The 14,957-nt window shown below is 71.7% G+C and carries 12 protein-coding genes and 2 pseudogenes; 10 read left to right on the top strand and 4 right to left on the bottom strand.

The genetic code is table 11. From position 1 onward, the window contains the following. From C3488_RS36535 to C3488_RS36505, 6 genes and pseudogenes are all read left to right on the top strand, one after another. Positions 1-268 (top strand): annotated as a pseudogene (locus C3488_RS36535) (XRE family transcriptional regulator); the annotation flags it as partial. A gap of 825 nt (positions 269-1,093) precedes the next feature. Next, entirely contained in the window at positions 1,094-1,309 is a 216-nt protein-coding gene (locus C3488_RS36525) for a hypothetical protein (protein ID WP_103845167.1), read from the top strand. Between the two features lie 149 nt (positions 1,310-1,458). Continuing rightward, positions 1,459-2,211, top strand: a complete 753-nt coding sequence (locus C3488_RS36520; RefSeq protein WP_258053869.1) for an SDR family oxidoreductase — start codon at positions 1,459-1,461, stop codon at positions 2,209-2,211. A gap of 223 nt (positions 2,212-2,434) precedes the next feature. Continuing rightward, positions 2,435-3,292, top strand: a complete 858-nt coding sequence (locus C3488_RS36515) for a MoxR family ATPase (protein WP_103845168.1) — start codon at positions 2,435-2,437, stop codon at positions 3,290-3,292. Then, entirely contained in the window at positions 3,289-4,659 is a 1,371-nt protein-coding gene (locus C3488_RS36510) for a VWA domain-containing protein (protein WP_103845166.1), read from the top strand. The genes C3488_RS36515 and C3488_RS36510 overlap by 4 nt, the downstream gene beginning before the upstream one ends. Positions 4,660-4,937: 278 nt before the next feature. Beyond that, positions 4,938-7,187, top strand: coding sequence for an FUSC family protein (locus C3488_RS36505; protein ID WP_103845165.1), 2,250 nt, complete (start codon positions 4,938-4,940; stop codon positions 7,185-7,187). Between the two features lie 155 nt (positions 7,188-7,342). Here the strand turns inward: C3488_RS36505 and C3488_RS36500 are convergent, their stop codons facing one another. Beyond that, a complete protein-coding gene (locus tag C3488_RS36500; protein ID WP_103845164.1) occupies positions 7,343-8,221 on the bottom strand; it encodes an MBL fold metallo-hydrolase in 879 nt (292 codons plus the stop codon). A 137-nt stretch (positions 8,222-8,358) separates the two neighbouring features. On the opposite strand from C3488_RS36500, the pseudogene C3488_RS42170 reads away from it, so the two are divergent. Continuing rightward, a pseudogene (locus C3488_RS42170) lies at positions 8,359-8,538 on the top strand (MFS transporter); the annotation flags it as partial. An 83-nt stretch (positions 8,539-8,621) separates the two neighbouring features. On the opposite strand, the gene C3488_RS36490 reads toward C3488_RS42170, so the two are convergent. Beyond that, positions 8,622-10,229 carry a glycerol-3-phosphate dehydrogenase/oxidase gene (locus C3488_RS36490; protein WP_103845163.1) on the bottom strand — a complete coding sequence of 536 codons (1,608 nt, stop codon included), beginning with the start codon at positions 10,227-10,229 and terminating at the stop codon, positions 8,622-8,624. Beyond that, positions 10,226-10,825, bottom strand: a complete 600-nt coding sequence (locus C3488_RS36485) for a TetR/AcrR family transcriptional regulator (protein ID WP_103845162.1) — start codon at positions 10,823-10,825, stop codon at positions 10,226-10,228. Before C3488_RS36485 ends, C3488_RS36490 begins: the two co-directional genes overlap by 4 nt. A 119-nt stretch (positions 10,826-10,944) precedes the next feature. Between C3488_RS36485 and C3488_RS36480 the strand changes: the two genes are divergently transcribed. The 3 genes from C3488_RS36480 to C3488_RS36470 all read left to right on the top strand — a co-directional run bounded on the left by C3488_RS36480 (position 10,945) and on the right by C3488_RS36470 (position 14,384). Then, the gene (locus tag C3488_RS36480; RefSeq protein ID WP_103845161.1) at positions 10,945-12,540 is read left to right on the top strand and encodes an FAD-binding oxidoreductase; all 1,596 of its coding nucleotides are present in this window, start codon (positions 10,945-10,947) and stop codon (positions 12,538-12,540) included. A 60-nt stretch (positions 12,541-12,600) separates the two neighbouring features. Then, a complete protein-coding gene (locus C3488_RS36475) occupies positions 12,601-13,479 on the top strand; it encodes a YegS/Rv2252/BmrU family lipid kinase (protein ID WP_103845160.1) in 879 nt (292 codons plus the stop codon). A 179-nt stretch (positions 13,480-13,658) separates the two neighbouring features. Continuing rightward, positions 13,659-14,384, top strand: coding sequence for a 4'-phosphopantetheinyl transferase (locus C3488_RS36470; protein ID WP_103845159.1), 726 nt, complete (start codon positions 13,659-13,661; stop codon positions 14,382-14,384). A gap of 35 nt (positions 14,385-14,419) precedes the next feature. Here the strand turns inward: C3488_RS36470 and C3488_RS36465 are convergent. Beyond that, on the bottom strand, positions 14,420-14,957 hold a 538-nt coding region (locus C3488_RS36465; protein WP_146068002.1), incomplete at its 5' end, for a pyridoxal-phosphate dependent enzyme.

Below are 14,957 nucleotides of genomic sequence, written 5' to 3'. Positions count from 1 at the left end.
CCTGCGCGCCGAGGCCGATCCGCACGGCCCAGGAACCGCACGCCTCGTCGCCGATCTGGAGGCGGACGAGGACTTCCGCCGTCTTTGGGCGCGGCACGACGCGCGCCCCTCGCGCGACGAGCTCAAGCGGTTCGTGCATCCGGTCGTCGGTGAGCTCGCTCTGCGGCGGCAGGCCCTTACGGTCGGCGGTGCCGAGGAGCAAGTGATCATCGCCTACCAGGCGGCACCGGGAAGCCCCTCCGAAGCCGCCCTCGCCCGGCTTTTCTGACGCGCACCAGGCGTTCGGCTTCCACTGTCGCCTTTCTCGTCGCGTCGGCATGGCGGTCTACGCCTGTACGAAGTCCACGGAACCGGCGATCTGCGAACGGCTGCGCCAAGGAGGAACCAGCCGCGCTGTCCGACCAGCTCACAGGCGTCCGTTCGCGGACCGCGTGGACGGTCGTCCGTCCCTTCGCCGGAGGCACCACGGTGCACGGCCGCGAGACGAGCAACCGGTGCGGCCTCAACGCGGGGGCGGGGCCGCCGAAGCCCGCACCGCATCCGGCGAGGTGCGGCATGCGGAACGTCGTCTCAGCGCTGCCGGGCCATGAGATGCGGCGCCGCCCGCACGAGGAGGAGGATCAACAGGGTGGGCAGGAGCAAGACGAGCAGGACCACAGCACCTCTCCGGTTCGGCCGGTTCTTGGCACCTGATCGCGCCGTTCCCAGAATGTCGTCGAGTACAGGGCCTTGCATGTCGACGAGGGCCGTACGTGGGAGCAGCGTCGGCTGATCACCGGACCGCGCGCATCACGGATCCGGGGCCGGCGGACACGGCCCCGCCGCAAAGCCCCAGCTCCTGTGCGCCGACGAGCTCTGCCAAGTCGCGCATCCCGGCCGCCCCCGCGGCGGGTCCTGCAACTGCTGCGTCGATGCCGCTACTGGCGACGGTGCGTGCCACCGAGGTCGCGCACCGATACCGCCGGCCTCGCCTCAACATAGCCGGTCATAAAAAATGCGAAAACGGACACAATCGGGCGACAAACGGTATAAAGTGGGCACTGCGTAGCGAAGGCACGCACCAGCCGACAGCCTCGATGCCAGGAGAAACCGCATGACCCACGGGGCGAACGCCGCTCCCGACCCCAACCCCCGCGCCGACGCCGCTTCCGCCCACGGCTGCGAAGTCTGCAACGGCTGGGGCAGTGTGATCACCCACTGGGGCCGCCACGAACTCTGCTCCACCTGCCAGCCCCACGCCGACCGAGAGGACCACGACACCAGCACCGCATCCCAGGCCACGTGGCAGCGGCGGAACGGGCGATGGTGACCGGCGCACAGCGGTGACGACCGACCCAGGTCGTCCGCTCAGGTCTCCGCGGACGCAGGCGATCCCCGTCCACGGGGTTGAACCGCCCCTCCCCCGGTTCCGGCCCTCCGATCCAGCCGCGCCGGCGGGCAGGGAAGGAAGGAATCGCCATGCAGACCATGCGAATCGCCGTCGCCGGTGCGACCGGGAACATCGGGGCGCTCACCGTGGCCGCCCTGGAACGGGCCGGGCACGACGTCGTGCGCATCAGCCGCTCGCTCGGTGTCGACCTGTCGACCGGCGAGGGCCTTGACGCCGCCCTGGCCGGCGTGGCGGCCCTCATCGACACCACGAGCCACGAGACGGCCGACCGGGACGAGGCGGTGACGTACTTCGGCAGCACCACGCGCAACCTGCTCGCCGCCGAGGAGCGGGCCGCCGTCCGTCACCACGTGCTGCTCTCGATCGTCGGGCTGCATCGCGTGGAAGGCAACGCGCACTACGCCGGCAAGCGGGAACAGGAGCGCGTCGTGGCCGAGGGCCCGGTGCCGTGGACGATCGTCGCGGCCACTCAGTTCCACGACTTCGCCGCGACGCTCACGAACTGGACCGAGCGGGACGGCGTCGCCACCCTCCCGCCGCTGCTCGTCCAGCCGATCGCCCCGGCGGACGTGGGCGACGTCCTTGCCGAGATCGCGACGGGGGCGCCGCAGGGACGTTACCGCGATGTCGCCGGACCGGAGCCGCAGGATCTGGTGGACATGGCCCGGCGAACTCACGACGCGCGCGGCCACGCGGTGAAACTCGTGCCGACGTGGTCGTCGGTGCTCGGCCTCGAGATGGCCGGTAACGTGCTTCTGCCCGGCGAGGGCGCCCGCATCGCACCGACCACCTTCGACGAGTGGCTCGCGCAGCAACGGTGAAGAACGGGGCAGGTCCGCCCCACCGCCGCAGGGGACTTCCGCTCCACCGCCGCGCTCACGCCGACGATGGGAGTTGCGAGCCGCTGGAGGTCGCCGACCTGGCAGGTCGCACCCGACCGGCCCGGCCGTCGGCGACGCTATGCCTCCGTCACGGGTGACAACTAAGTGAGCAAGCGCTTAGATAGCAACGGACGTGTACCGCGCAAAGATGGAGGCTCCGTTGCTGTTCACATCCGTCGACGAGGTCTCCGCGCGCCTCGCCGAGACCGGGTACCTGGCGTCGCCCGCGGTGGCCACGACGGTCTTCCTCGCCGACCGGCTCGGCAAGCCGCTGCTGGTGGAGGGCCCCGCCGGGGTCGGCAAGACGGAACTCGCCAAGGCCGTCGCGGAGGTCGCCGGAGCGCGACTGGTGCGCTTGCAGTGCTACGAAGGCATTGACGAGTCGCGGGCGTTGTACGAGTGGAACCACGCCAAACAGCTGTTGCGCATCAGCGCCGGCCGTGACGAAGCGTGGGACGAGACGCGCACGGACATTTTCAGCGAGGAGTTCCTGCTGGCGCGTCCGCTGCTGACTGCCATCCGCGGGGGCGACCCGAAGGTGCTGCTGATCGACGAGACGGACAAGGCGGACGTCGAGGTGGAGGGCCTGCTCCTGGAGGTGCTCAGCGATTTCCAGGTCACCGTCCCCGAACTGGGCACGATCACCGCCACCAGGCGCCCCTTCGTGGTCCTCACCTCGAACGCGAGCCGCGAGCTGTCGGAGGCGCTGCGCCGCCGCTGCCTCTTCCTGCACATCGGCTTCCCGGACGAGGAGCTGGAGCGTCGCATCGTCCGGCTCAAGGTTCCGGGCGTCGACGAGGCACTCGCCGAGTCCCTGGTGCGGGTGATCAGGGCGCTGCGTGAGATGGACCTGCGCAAGGTCCCCTCGGTCGCCGAGACGATCGACTGGGCGCGCACCCTGCTCGCGCTCGGCGCCGGCGCACTCGGGGAAACCGTCGTGCGCGAGACCCTCGGCGTGGTCCTCAAGCATCAAGAGGACGTCCTCAAAGCGGCGTCGAAGCTCGACCTGGATGCCGTGTGAGCGCCGCCGCACCGGCGGCCGGTGTCGCCGAGCGGCTGACGGGCCTGGTCGGCGCACTGCGTTCGCACGGCGTGGGGATCGGCACGGGCGAGACCCTGGATGCCGCGCGGGCGGTGGAGGTACTCGGCCTGGCGGACCGCGAGTTGCTGCGAGAGGGGCTGGCGGCCACGCTGCTGCACACCGAGGGCCAGCGGCGCCTGTTCGATGCCGTCTTCGACGTGTACTTCCCGGCTCGCGTCGGGGTCCACACCACCGAAGCCCCTGCGGACCGGGAGGGACTGCGGGACCGGCTCGCGGAGGCACTGGCCGACAACGATCGCGGCATGCTGACGCAGTTGGCGGTTGAGGCGGTGGACGGCTTCGGCGGGTACGGATCGTCGCCGGGGTCGGACGGCTGGTCGTCGTACCAGACGCTCGAGCGGCTCCGCCCGCAGACGCTGCTGGCGCGTGTCCGCGACGGCATGCGGGCTCAGGAAGCAGGGGCGGGGTTCACCGACCGGCTGCTCGAGGACGAGATCCGCCGGCGCATCGAGGCTTTCCGTGGACAGGTGGCCGCGGAGGCGCGGCGCCGAGTCGCCGAGCGGCGCGGCCGGGACGAGATCGCGCGTCGGGCCGTGGCCACCACGGCGGACCGGGTCGATTTCCTGTCCGCCGGGCGGGATCGACTCGCCGAGTTGCGCAGGGTCGTTCAGCCGCTCGCACGAAAGCTGGCCACCCGGCTTGCCGCGCGCCGCAGGCGTGCCGCCCGCGGCACCATCGATCTGCGGCGCACCGTGCGCAGGTCGCTGTCGACGGGCGGTGTGCCGATACGGCCCGTGCTACGCCGGCGCCGTCCCGTGCGGCCCGAGCTGGTGCTGCTGTGCGATGTCTCGGGTTCGGTGTCGGGGTTCTCGGACTTCACGATGCTGCTGGTGCAAGCACTGCACGACCAGTTCAGCAAGGTGCGGGTCTTCGCATTCGTCAATCAGATCGACGAGGTGACCGGGCTGCTGGTGCACGGCGCGGCCGATCCCGACGCCCTGGGCGCCCGTATCCGTTCGGAAGCGGCACTGACGGGCTGGCACGGCAGCAGCGACTACGGAGTCGCATTCGGCGAGTTCACCGAGCGGTACGGCGACGCCGTGGGCTCGCGCACCACTGTGTTCATCCTGGGCGACGCCCGTACCAACATGGGTGATCCGAACCTGCCGGCTGCAGGGCACATCGCCGAGCGAGCCCGCCGCGTCTACTGGCTGAACCCCGAGCCGCGCTCCCAGTGGGGCACGGGTGACTCGGCGGCACCCGCCTACGCCGATGTCATCGAGATGTACGAGTGCCGCAACGCCAGGCAGCTCAGCGCGCTCATCGCCCGGCTGCTGCCGGTCTGACCAGACGTCACGCGGTGAGCACCGGGACGATGACCCGGTGCTTGTCCGCCAGCGGGCACTCGCCCCACTCCCTACGGGCCTCAGTGCACGTCCATGTCAATGACCCGGGGCCTGGTTGGCGGCGCGCCGGACAGCCACACGGGCGAAGTCTGCGGCCGACGGGACGGCGGTGAGCGCGGGGACCGGCCGCCGTCCACGGCCTGCACCGCGTGCGCCGCCTGCGGCAGTGGCATGCTGGGGAAGCGGATCATCCGGCGGAGTGGGGAGAGTACGGCGGCGTGAAGACAGCGGGACGGTCGGTCGCGGCACGGCTGCGGGATCGCATCACCGCGTCGGACCCCGGGCTGCTCAGACTCGCCGCCGGGTCGAGGACGGCGGGCGCGATCGCTCTGACCCTGGCCCTGCTCGCCGTGCTGGGCGCTCCCGTGCCGCATCTGGTGGCCGGCGCGATCGCGGCCATGGTGGCCACCTTCGCCATCCGGGAGAAGCAGCGCGGCCGACAGGCGATCACGCTCGCCCTGGGGCTTCCGGTGGCCCTGGTGTCCGTGTCCCTGGGGGCGCTGCTGAATGCGCGCGTCGTGGCCGGGGACGTCTTCTTCGTCCTTCTGATCTTCTGCGCGGTCTACGGCCGCCGGTTCGGCGACCGGGGCACCGCACTGGGGCTGATCGGCTTCCAGGCGTACTTCCTGTCGTTGTTCGTGGGCGCCACACTCTCGACGCTGCCGCGGCTGTACGGCGTCATCACGCTCGCGTTCGCCTGCAGCGCCTTCGTACGGTTCGTGGTCGTGTACGAGACGCCTGCCGGCATCCTGCAGCGACTGCGAGAGGCCTTCCGCGTGCGCCTGGCCCAGCTCGTGTCGGCGCAGCTGGGGCTGTTGGACGCGGATCCCGACGACGTGGACAAGGCTCTGGAGGAGGTTCGAGAGGGCACCGCACGGCTGCACGAGACAGCCATGATGATCCAGGGCCGGCTGGACGACGGGACATCCGACGAAGCCGTGGCGCAGGTGCTGCAGCGCCGGATCGCGGACGCCGAGATCGCCGCCGAGCGGCTCGGGCTGCTGCTCCTGAACGCCCTCAGTGCGGATCGGGCGGACACACTCGCCCTGCACCTGCCCGGCGCGCACCTGCCCTCGGGCGGCCACCTGCCGGTGCGGGACGAGGCGATCGACACGCTCCGCCGTGAACTACAGGCACTCCGCCTGCTCCTGCTGCGGCCCGTCGGGCAGCGCGGCGGGACGGGAGTGGCCCATCTGCGCAACCGGCTGCTCGGCTACCGGGACGAGGAGAACCTGCCGTCGGCGTCGAGGGCCGTGCAGGACGTCTTCCGGGGCATCGGCGAGGCCGCGCGGGCGGTGCTGGGGCTCAGGGTGGCGCTGGAGGAAGCGCAGGACGAGTCCGACGACACGCCCGCGACCACGCGCTCGAGGGAGGAGCTGGAGGCCGAGAACGCCGCCATCGAGGGCGTCCAGGAGAGCGAGCGCGAGACACAGCAGGAACCGAGGGGACTGCGCCGGCCCACCACGCGTGCCGCGGTGCAGGTTTCCGTGGGCTCGGCCCTGGCCATCGTCGGCGGCGAGTTCCTCTCCAGCCATCGCTGGTACTGGGCGGTGCTGACCTGCTGGATCGTCTTCATGAACACCTCGTCGACGGGCGAGGTCCTGGTCAAGGGCTACCGTCGACTGGTGGGCACCGTCCTCGGCGTCGTGGCCGGCATCGTCCTGGCGGGGCTGGTGGGGCACCACACGTGGACGGCGCTGGGGCTGGTGCTGCTGTTCGTCTTCGCGATGTTCTACACGGCTCCGCTGTCCTACACGCTGATGTCGTTCTTCGTGACCGCGGCGCTGGGTCTGCTGTACACGCTGCTGCACACCTACAGCCTGTCGGTTCTGGTGCTGCGTGTGGAGGAGACGGCGCTCGGCGCGGCCTGCGGGATCGTCGCGGCGGCGATGGTGCTTCCGGTGGCCACGGACCGCCGCACGAACGAGCTGCTCGCCACTGTGCTGGAGCGGCTCGCCGACGTCACCGACGCCGCCGTCGACCAGCTCAGCGGCAGTCCCGGGGCAGGTCTGCTCGACAAGGCGCGCGACCTGGACGAGGCACTCGGCGACCTGCGGGCGGCCACGCAGCCGCTGACCCACCCGATCACACCGCTGCGGGCGCGGCGGAACACGGCCCAGTACGTCGTCGCGGTTCTGGAGACATGTGCCTACCATGCGCGTTCCCTGGCCGCGACCGCCGAGCTACTGGCCACACATCCCTCGATCGCGGCAGATCCGCGGCTGCGCCGGGCGTGTGACCGCATCACGGACAACATCGCGGCGATCAGCGCGCACGTGGCGGACCAAAACGCCACCGAGGAGGTCGAGACCGGGCCGAGCATCGCCTCCCTGCTGGAGTCCGACACGGCCGGCACGGCGCGGTACGGACGGATCACCGACCGGGTGCTGCGGCATCTGCAACGCCTGGACGAGGCGGTGGTCGGCCTGGCCCGCCCACTGAGTGTGCCGGTGGCCGCCCGAAAGTGACGCGTGACCGGCGGCGCCCTTCGGGACGGCGCCCCGGTGGTGCGGCGGTTGCCCTCACCGCCGGCCACCGCGACAGGCGTCCGGCCGACGCCCACCCTCTGGCGGCACCTGTCGCCCGCCACCTGTGAGACGACCGGATGGGACTGCCCTGCTGTTCAGGCATTTGGGCACAGCACGAAGTCACGGAAGGCGCGTCGGACGGGACGGTCGCCCATCTCCGTGATCGCCGCGCGGATGTCGTGCAGATGACGAGTGGTCAACTGCAGCGGCGGCTCGTCCGGCTGGTAGGTGGTGCGGATCGGGTAGTCCACGCCCGGCTCCCGGGTCATCTCGATGTGGCAGCCGAGCACGTGGGTGACGGGACGGCGGGCGGAGAAGTCGATCAGGCGGTCGATGGTGCGCGCGAAGGCGGCCCAGTCCTGGATGTAGAGACGGCCGGGGTAGACCGTGTCACCGGTGAGCAGAAACCCGGTCCACCGGTCGTAGAACGTCACCGCCGCTTCATGATGGCCCGGCGTCGCCAGGCACTCCAGCACACGACCGCCCAGGTCGACCTCGGCCACGGCGTCGGGATCCTCGTCGAATCCGAAGTACGCCCAGGCGGAGGCCAGGTCCGCCCCCACCACCGTGGTGGCGGCACGGTCGGAGAACTGGGCGTCGCCCGCGATGTGGTCGCCGTGCGGGTGCGTGTGGAGGACCAGCAGGCGGTACCCGTCCCGCGGGTGTCGCGCGAGCCAGTCCGCGACGAGTTCGTCGACCGTCCGCCGCAGGGGGAAGAACTCAGCGGATGCGGTGGCACCGGTGTCGATCAACACCGCCCGGGCGCGGCCGAAAAGCAGGAAGAGGAACGGCGCTTCATAGTTGATCGCCATGTTCTGCCGAAGAATGAACGTGTGCTCGTCGTACCTGTGGACCTGGATGTCCGGGTCGGTGTTGTGCTTGGCCGACGGCGAGCCGTGGATCCATCGGACGTCGAGTGGACGCGGCCGGGGACCCTCTCCAGCGGATTCGTCCCAGTGCTCGTCCGTCTCCATGAGGACCTCCGTGTGTGGCCCTGGCACCCGAATACGGCGCACATCTCGTTGAGGGGGGCACCTGCGAACTCCGCGTGACGCTACCACGGCAGCCCGGACACGGCCGCTCGGTCGGGTCGTCCGGTACGTACACATGGGGTGCGGCTGCGGGGACGGCCGCGCTGTTCGTCCTCTACCTCGGCGGCGCGGTCGGCACGGTCCTCGGGAGCAGACCGGCCCATCGCTGGGACCGTGTCAGGGTGGTGAGCACGTCCCACCTGACCACGGTGCCCGCAGTCGCCGGTGTCGTGTTCGTCCCGGGCCCGGCCGTCTATCTGGGAGACCCCAGCGGGGACGCCACCCAGCCCAGCCGCGCCGGACCCGGCGGCGTCCTTCGCGGGCGGCCCTGGCGCGCTGCCGGTCAGTCGCCGGCCCCGGACTCGTCGAGTACTTGCCGTGCGGCCTCCAGCGCGGTGGCCCGGTCGTCGGGGACCAGCCCGATGCGGGTGCGACGGTCGAGGAGGTCGGCCGCGTCGATTGCCCCTTCGTGGCGTACGGCCCACACCAGCTCCGCGCGGGTCACCGGGTGCCCGTCCAGGACGGGCCGCGCGAGCCGGGGGTCGGCCGTGGCCAGCGCGTGTACGGCCGGCGCCTCGGTGCCGTAGCGGTGGATCAGGCGTCGCGGCGCGCGGAGGGCGCGGAGGGCGCCGAGCGCCCGGGGCGGTGCGGCACCGACCAGAGGGAGGGCGCTGGTCGGGGAGGCACCGGCGGACAGACCGTGGGTGGCGACAGCGGCGTCGACGGCGTCCTCGGCCATGCGCCGATAGGTGGTCAGTTTGCCGCCCACCACGGTGACCACTCCCTCCGGCGAGGTGAGCACGGCGTGTCTGCGGGAGATGTCGGCGGTGCTCGGCGCCGCGCCCCGGTCCCCGCCCGGGGTGCTGTCCAGCAACGGCCGCAGTCCCGCGAACGCGCCCACCACGTCGCCGCGGTGGACGGGGACGTCCAGCGCGGAGCCGAGGACGTCGAGCAGGAATCCGATGTCGGTCTCCGGCACCTCTGGCACGTCCGGTACGTCGCCTTCCACCGGCTCGTCGGTGAGTCCGACGTAGACCCGGCCGTCGCCCTGCGGCAGGACGAGGACGAAGCGGTTGGTCTCGCCGGGGATCGGGATGTGCAGACCGGCCGGCAGAAAGCCCAGATGGTCCGCGCGCAGGACGAGGTGGGTGCCGCGCGAGGGCCGTATGCGGACCCCGTCCACCAGGGCGCCCGCCCACACGCCGGAGGCGTTGATCACCGCGCGGGCGCGGATCTCGCCTTCCTCGCCGGTGAGTTCGTCGCGTATCCGGGCACCGTACGCGGTCAGTTCCAGCGCCCGCACCCGGGTGAGGATCCGCGCGCCCCGCGCCGCCGCCGTACGCGCGATCGCGGTGACCAGGCGGGCGTCGTCGGTCACCCGGCCGTCCCAGGACAGCAGGCCGCCGCGGAGCCCGGACCCGCGCAGCGCGGGAGCCAGGTGACGGGTTTCCGCAGCCGAGAGTCTGCGCGGTGCAGGCAGCGTGGCCCGCGCCGTGCGTGCCGCCAGACGCAGCTTGTCGCCGGCGCGGAAGCCGGCCCAGGCCAACGCCGCCTGGCCTCGGGAGACCAACGGGGTCAGGGGCAGCACGAACGGCTGGGCCCGTACGAGGTGCGGAGCGGTGCGCTCCATCAGTACGCCGCGTTCGAGGGCGCTCTCGTGTGCGACGTCGAGTTGGCCGGAGGCGAGGTAACGCAGCCCGCCGTGAATGAGTTTGGAGCTCCATCGGGAGGTGCCGAAGGCCAGGTCGTGGGCGTCGACGGCGACGACCGTCAGTCCGCGGGCAGCGGCGTCCAGGGCGGCCCCGGCGCCGGTCGCGCCGAGGCCGACCACCAGGACGTCCACGGGCGCGCCGCCGACGGTCTCGGCCAGTTCGCGCCGGCGGCGGCCCGCCGTCAGGGACGAGCCGGCAAACGCTCGTTGCGAGGAGGCCGGACTGCTGCTGGAGGTCATGGTGTGAGGGTCCTCTCGAGGATGGTCCGCAGTTCTGCGGAGAAGGCCTCCGTGCTCAGCTCGGCGTCGTCCTCCTCGGTCATGGTGCGCAGCGACAGGGTGAAGGACTGGGCGACCAGGAGCAGGGACCTGGCCTGCCGTTCGGGGTGGCCGGGGCGTACCGACCCGTCCGCGTGCCCCTCGCGCAGGGCGTCGGCGAGCAGTTCCAGGAGGGCTTCCTGGCTCGCCCCGCGCCGGTCCAGCACGTAGGGGATGAGCAGTTCGGGATCGACGTCGACGATCTTGCGGAAGAGAGGGTGGCTCCGGAAGGCGTCCACGCCGTTGACCAGGCCGTCCACGATCCGCGTACGCGTGGTCGTCCCCGGCCTCGGGTCCGGCATCGCGCCGGTGGCCGCCTGGATCCACTCCCGGGTCATCAAGTCGCCCACCAACGAGCGCACGTCGGGCCAGCGACGGTACAGCGTCATCCGGGAGACGCCCGCGCGGCGGGCCACGTCGGTCAGCGTGGTGCGCCGCACGCCGACGGCCAGGACGCAGTCGCGGACCGCGTCGAGCACTGGATCGCCGTCCGAGGCGTTGTGACGAATAGGCGTCATGTGTCACAGTGTAACGCCCTCGGCGGTGCGGGTGGGCGGGACTACTCCGCGACCGCACTGCCGCGATCGACGACTGACTCGCGACGACGCCGTCGCGACGACCGGTGAGGACAAGCGCGATGGACATGCTGTGGAGCGGCTGGGGTGACCCGGCCAGGGCGACACCGCTGCCCGATTCGGTGATCGGGCTGCTGCGCGACCTGCTCGGGGTCAAACCGCGCAGCACGGAGCCGATCGCCCTGGAAGAGATCGCCGTACCCGAGCCGCTCCTCGAACCGGCCGCGCGCGAGGCCCTGCTCACCGCCGTCGGTGGTGAAGAGCATCTGCGCACCGACGCCGAGTCCCGTGTCCGGCACACCCGTGGCAAGTCCACACCGGATCTGCTGCGCATCCGGGACGGCGACGTGAGCGACCTCCCGGCGGCCGTGGCCCTCCCGGCGAGCCACGAGGAGGTGCTGGCGGTGCTGGCGGCATGCGCCACGCACGACCTGGCCCTGGTCCCCTTCGGAGGCGGCACCTCCGTCGTCGGCGGACTCGCCCCCGAGCCGCGGCGTCCCTTCGTCGCGCTGGACCTGCGCCGTATGAACGCCCTGCTCGACCTCGACCCGGTCTCCCGCACGGCCACCCTGCAACCCGGCCTGCGGGCACCGCACGCCGAAGCCCTCCTGGCCGATCACGGCTTCACGCTCGGCCACTTCCCGCAGTCCTACGAGTGGGCGACGATCGGCGGATTCGCCGCGGCCCGCTCCAGCGGTCAGGCCTCCGCCGGGTACGGCCGCTTCGACGACATGGTCCTCGGCCTCACCCTCGCCACCCCGTCCGGCACCCTCCAGGCAGGCCGTGCCCCGCGCTCGGCGGCCGGGCCCGACCTGCGTCAGCTCATCCTCGGCTCCGAGGGCGCGTTCGGCGTCATCACCTCGGTGACCGTCCGGGTCCGTCCTGTCCCCCACACCCGCGTCTACGAAGGCTGGCGCTTCGACTCCTTCGAAGCGGGCGCAGCCGCCCTGCGACACCTCGCCCAGGACGGACCGCGACCGACCGTGCTGCGCCTGTCGGACGAGACGGAGTCGCTGATCGGCCTCGCCCAGCCCGACGCCATCGGCAACTCGGGCCTTCCGCAGAACGCCGGATGCCTGGCCATCACCGGATACGAGGGCACCGAGGAGGACACCACGCACCGCCGGGAACGGGCCGCGGCCGTGCTGCGCGACAGCGGCGGCACCTGTCTGGGCCGGGAACCGGGAGAGCGCTGGGCCCACGGTCGCTATTCGACTCCCTACCTGCGGGACGCGCTGCTGGACGCCGGGGCGTTCGCCGAGACGCTGGAGACGGCCGCCTTCTGGTCCCGCCTCCCCGGGCTGTACGCCGCCGTCCGCGAGGCGCTCACCGGCACGCTCACCCGGTCCGGCACGCCACCGCTGGTGATGTGCCACATCTCGCATGTCTACGAGAACGGCGCTTCCCTGTACTTCACCGTGGTCTCCGCCCAGGGCGAGGAGGCCGTGGCGCACTGGGCCGAGGCGAAGCACGCCGCCAACGAGGCGATCCTGACGGCCGGCGGCACCATCAGCCACCACCACGGCGTGGGCACGGACCACCGCGACTGGTACGTCCGAGAGGCCGGTCCGCTCGGCATCGGCGCCCTCCAGGCCGTCAAACGCCGGCTCGACCCGACAGGTCTGCTCAATCCCGGTGTCCTCCTGCCCTCCGACTGACCCCGTTCCAGCCCACCCCGACCCGTCCACAAGCCGTCAGGCGCCTCCGGAGGCTCACCGATGCGACAGTTCACCGCCATCGTCAACCCCACCGCCGGCGGATCCGCCGGGGTCGCGGTGCTGCTCCAGGTGGCCCGGCTGCTGAGGGAGGCCGGGGCCGAGCTGGAGACCGAGTACAGCCGCAGCCTGGCCCACGCCGGTGAACTCGCCCGCCAGGCAGGGCAGCGAGACCGCGTGGTCCTGGCGGTCGGCGGCGACGGCATCGTCGGCGGCATCGGCGGAGCCCTCAGCGGCACCGACACACTCTTCGGTCTGATCCCGACCGGCCGAGGCAATGACTTCGCCCGCGCGCTCGGCCTGCCCACCGACCCGGAGGCACTGGCCCGGGTACTGCTGCACGGCGGGCCCCGGTCGGTGGACACCATCGAAGTGGAGTCCGCCCAGGGCCGCAGTGTCGTCCTCGGCAGTGTGTATGCGGGGGTGGACGCCCTCGCCAACCGTCACGCCAACCGCTCCGCACTCCTGAAGGGTGCCGCCTCCTACTACGCGGGCGGACTGAGGGCCGTCGCCACCTGGCGCCCGGCCGCCTACCGGGTCACCGTCGACGGAGAGCAGATCGCGCACCGCGGCTACACCGTCGTCGCCGCCAACTCGCCCTACTACGGCTCCGGCCGCATCATCGCCCCCGGCGCCCGCATCGACGACGGACTGCTCGAAGTGGTGATGATCCGCGAAGCCCCGCGCCGGCTGTTCTTCACCCTGATGAACGAGCTCAGGTCCGGGGCCCACATCCACCGGCCCGAAGTGCGGATCGCGCAGGGAAGAGAGGTTCGCATCGAGGCCGACCGGGCGGTGCCGTGCGGCGCCGACGGCGAGGTCGACACCGTCCTTCCCGTCACGGCCCGGGTGCTGCCCGGAGCACTCGCCGTGCTCTGCTAGGGATCCCTGCCCGGCTTGTCCGCGGCCCGCTTGCTCACAACTCCGAAACCGCCCGGCCGCCGGATAATGAGGCAAAAGGGGAAACAACACAGTCGTCGGGTGAAGAAGGAAAGGTTGCCGCGCCCCGGCCCGTCACGGTGTGCGGCCGGGCCGGTGTGCGCGTGAGGGGTGGGTGAGCCATGTCCGTCCCTTCCGTACCCGAGCCGGTGGTGTCGATGAGCGGGCTGCTGCCGGCGGTCGCCCGTGCCGCTCAGATCGTGGGGCACGACGACGACGTGCGGGTCCTGCCCGAGGAGGTCACGGCTCTGGGGCGGGTCCCGCAGGCCAGGATGTGGGAGTTCGCCGCCGGCAGGACCTGCGCCCGGCGCGCCATGCGCGCTCTGGGGCTGCCCGCATCGGCGATTCCGGTCGGGGCCCATCGCGAACCGGTGTGGCCGCGGGGAATCGTCGGCAGCATCACGCACTGCCCTGGTTACTGCGCGGCGGCAGTGGCGCTGGAGCAGGACCTGGCGGCGGTGGGCATCGATGGCGAACCTCACGAGGGGCTGCCGGACGGTGTTCTGGAGGCGATCACCGGCCCTGCGGAACGGGCGGCTCTCGGAGATCCGGCTTCGGGGCCCGTCTGCTGGGACCGGGTCCTTTTCAGCGCCAAGGAGAGCATCTACAAGGCATGGTTCTCGCTGACCCGTACATGGCTCGACTTCACCGATGTGTTCGTCACCGTGCACTCTTCGGACAGGAGCTTTCACGGACGCCTGCTCGAGCCCGTGGTCGACGAGAGGGCGCCGGCTGGTTTCGACGGCTGTTTCGTGGTGGGCGCCGGCCTTGTGCTGACGGCCGTCACCGTGGCGCGGGCCGGGCCGCTCCGGTCGGCGGCGTCTCGGGGCCGCGAAGCGTCGGGCTGATCGGCCCCCGATACCGAGAGCTCCGCGTACGGCGCCTACGACCGTTTGCCCGGCGACCGGCCCGACGATGCCGGCCTGGTTTCACGGACATCGGTACGCAGTTGCGCATCACTCGTCAGGACATCGTCGCCCAGAACGGCGTCGCCGTAGAGATCCCGGATCCAGTTGGCCTGGTAGACCGTGTCGAGATAGCGCTCGCCCAGGTCGGGCGCGATGGCCACCGCGGTGAGGGCCGACGTGTCATATCGGCCCAGCCAGTCGATCGCCCCGCTGACCACGGTGCCCGTGGAGCCCCCGAAGAGGAAGCCGTGCCTGGCCAGGCGGTGGCAGGCCCGGATGGTGTCCGCCTCTTCGACTTCTATCGCCTCGTCCACGTACGCCGTGTCCAGCAGCGGCGGTTGCATGCTCATCCCCAGGCCGGGAAGCATCCGGCGTCCAGGCGCTCCGCCGAAGGTCACCGAGCCGACGGTGTCGACGGCGACGATCCGCACGGGGCGGTGCCAGTGCCGGAACCAGCGGGCACAGCCCATGAGCGTTCCGGTCGTGCCCGCTCCGACGAACAGCACGTCAAGG

The organism is Streptomyces sp. Ru72 (genome assembly GCF_002920635.1).
GTDB lineage: Bacteria > Actinomycetota > Actinomycetes > Streptomycetales > Streptomycetaceae > Streptomyces.
This window is presented reverse-complemented; position numbering and strand designations above follow the sequence as displayed.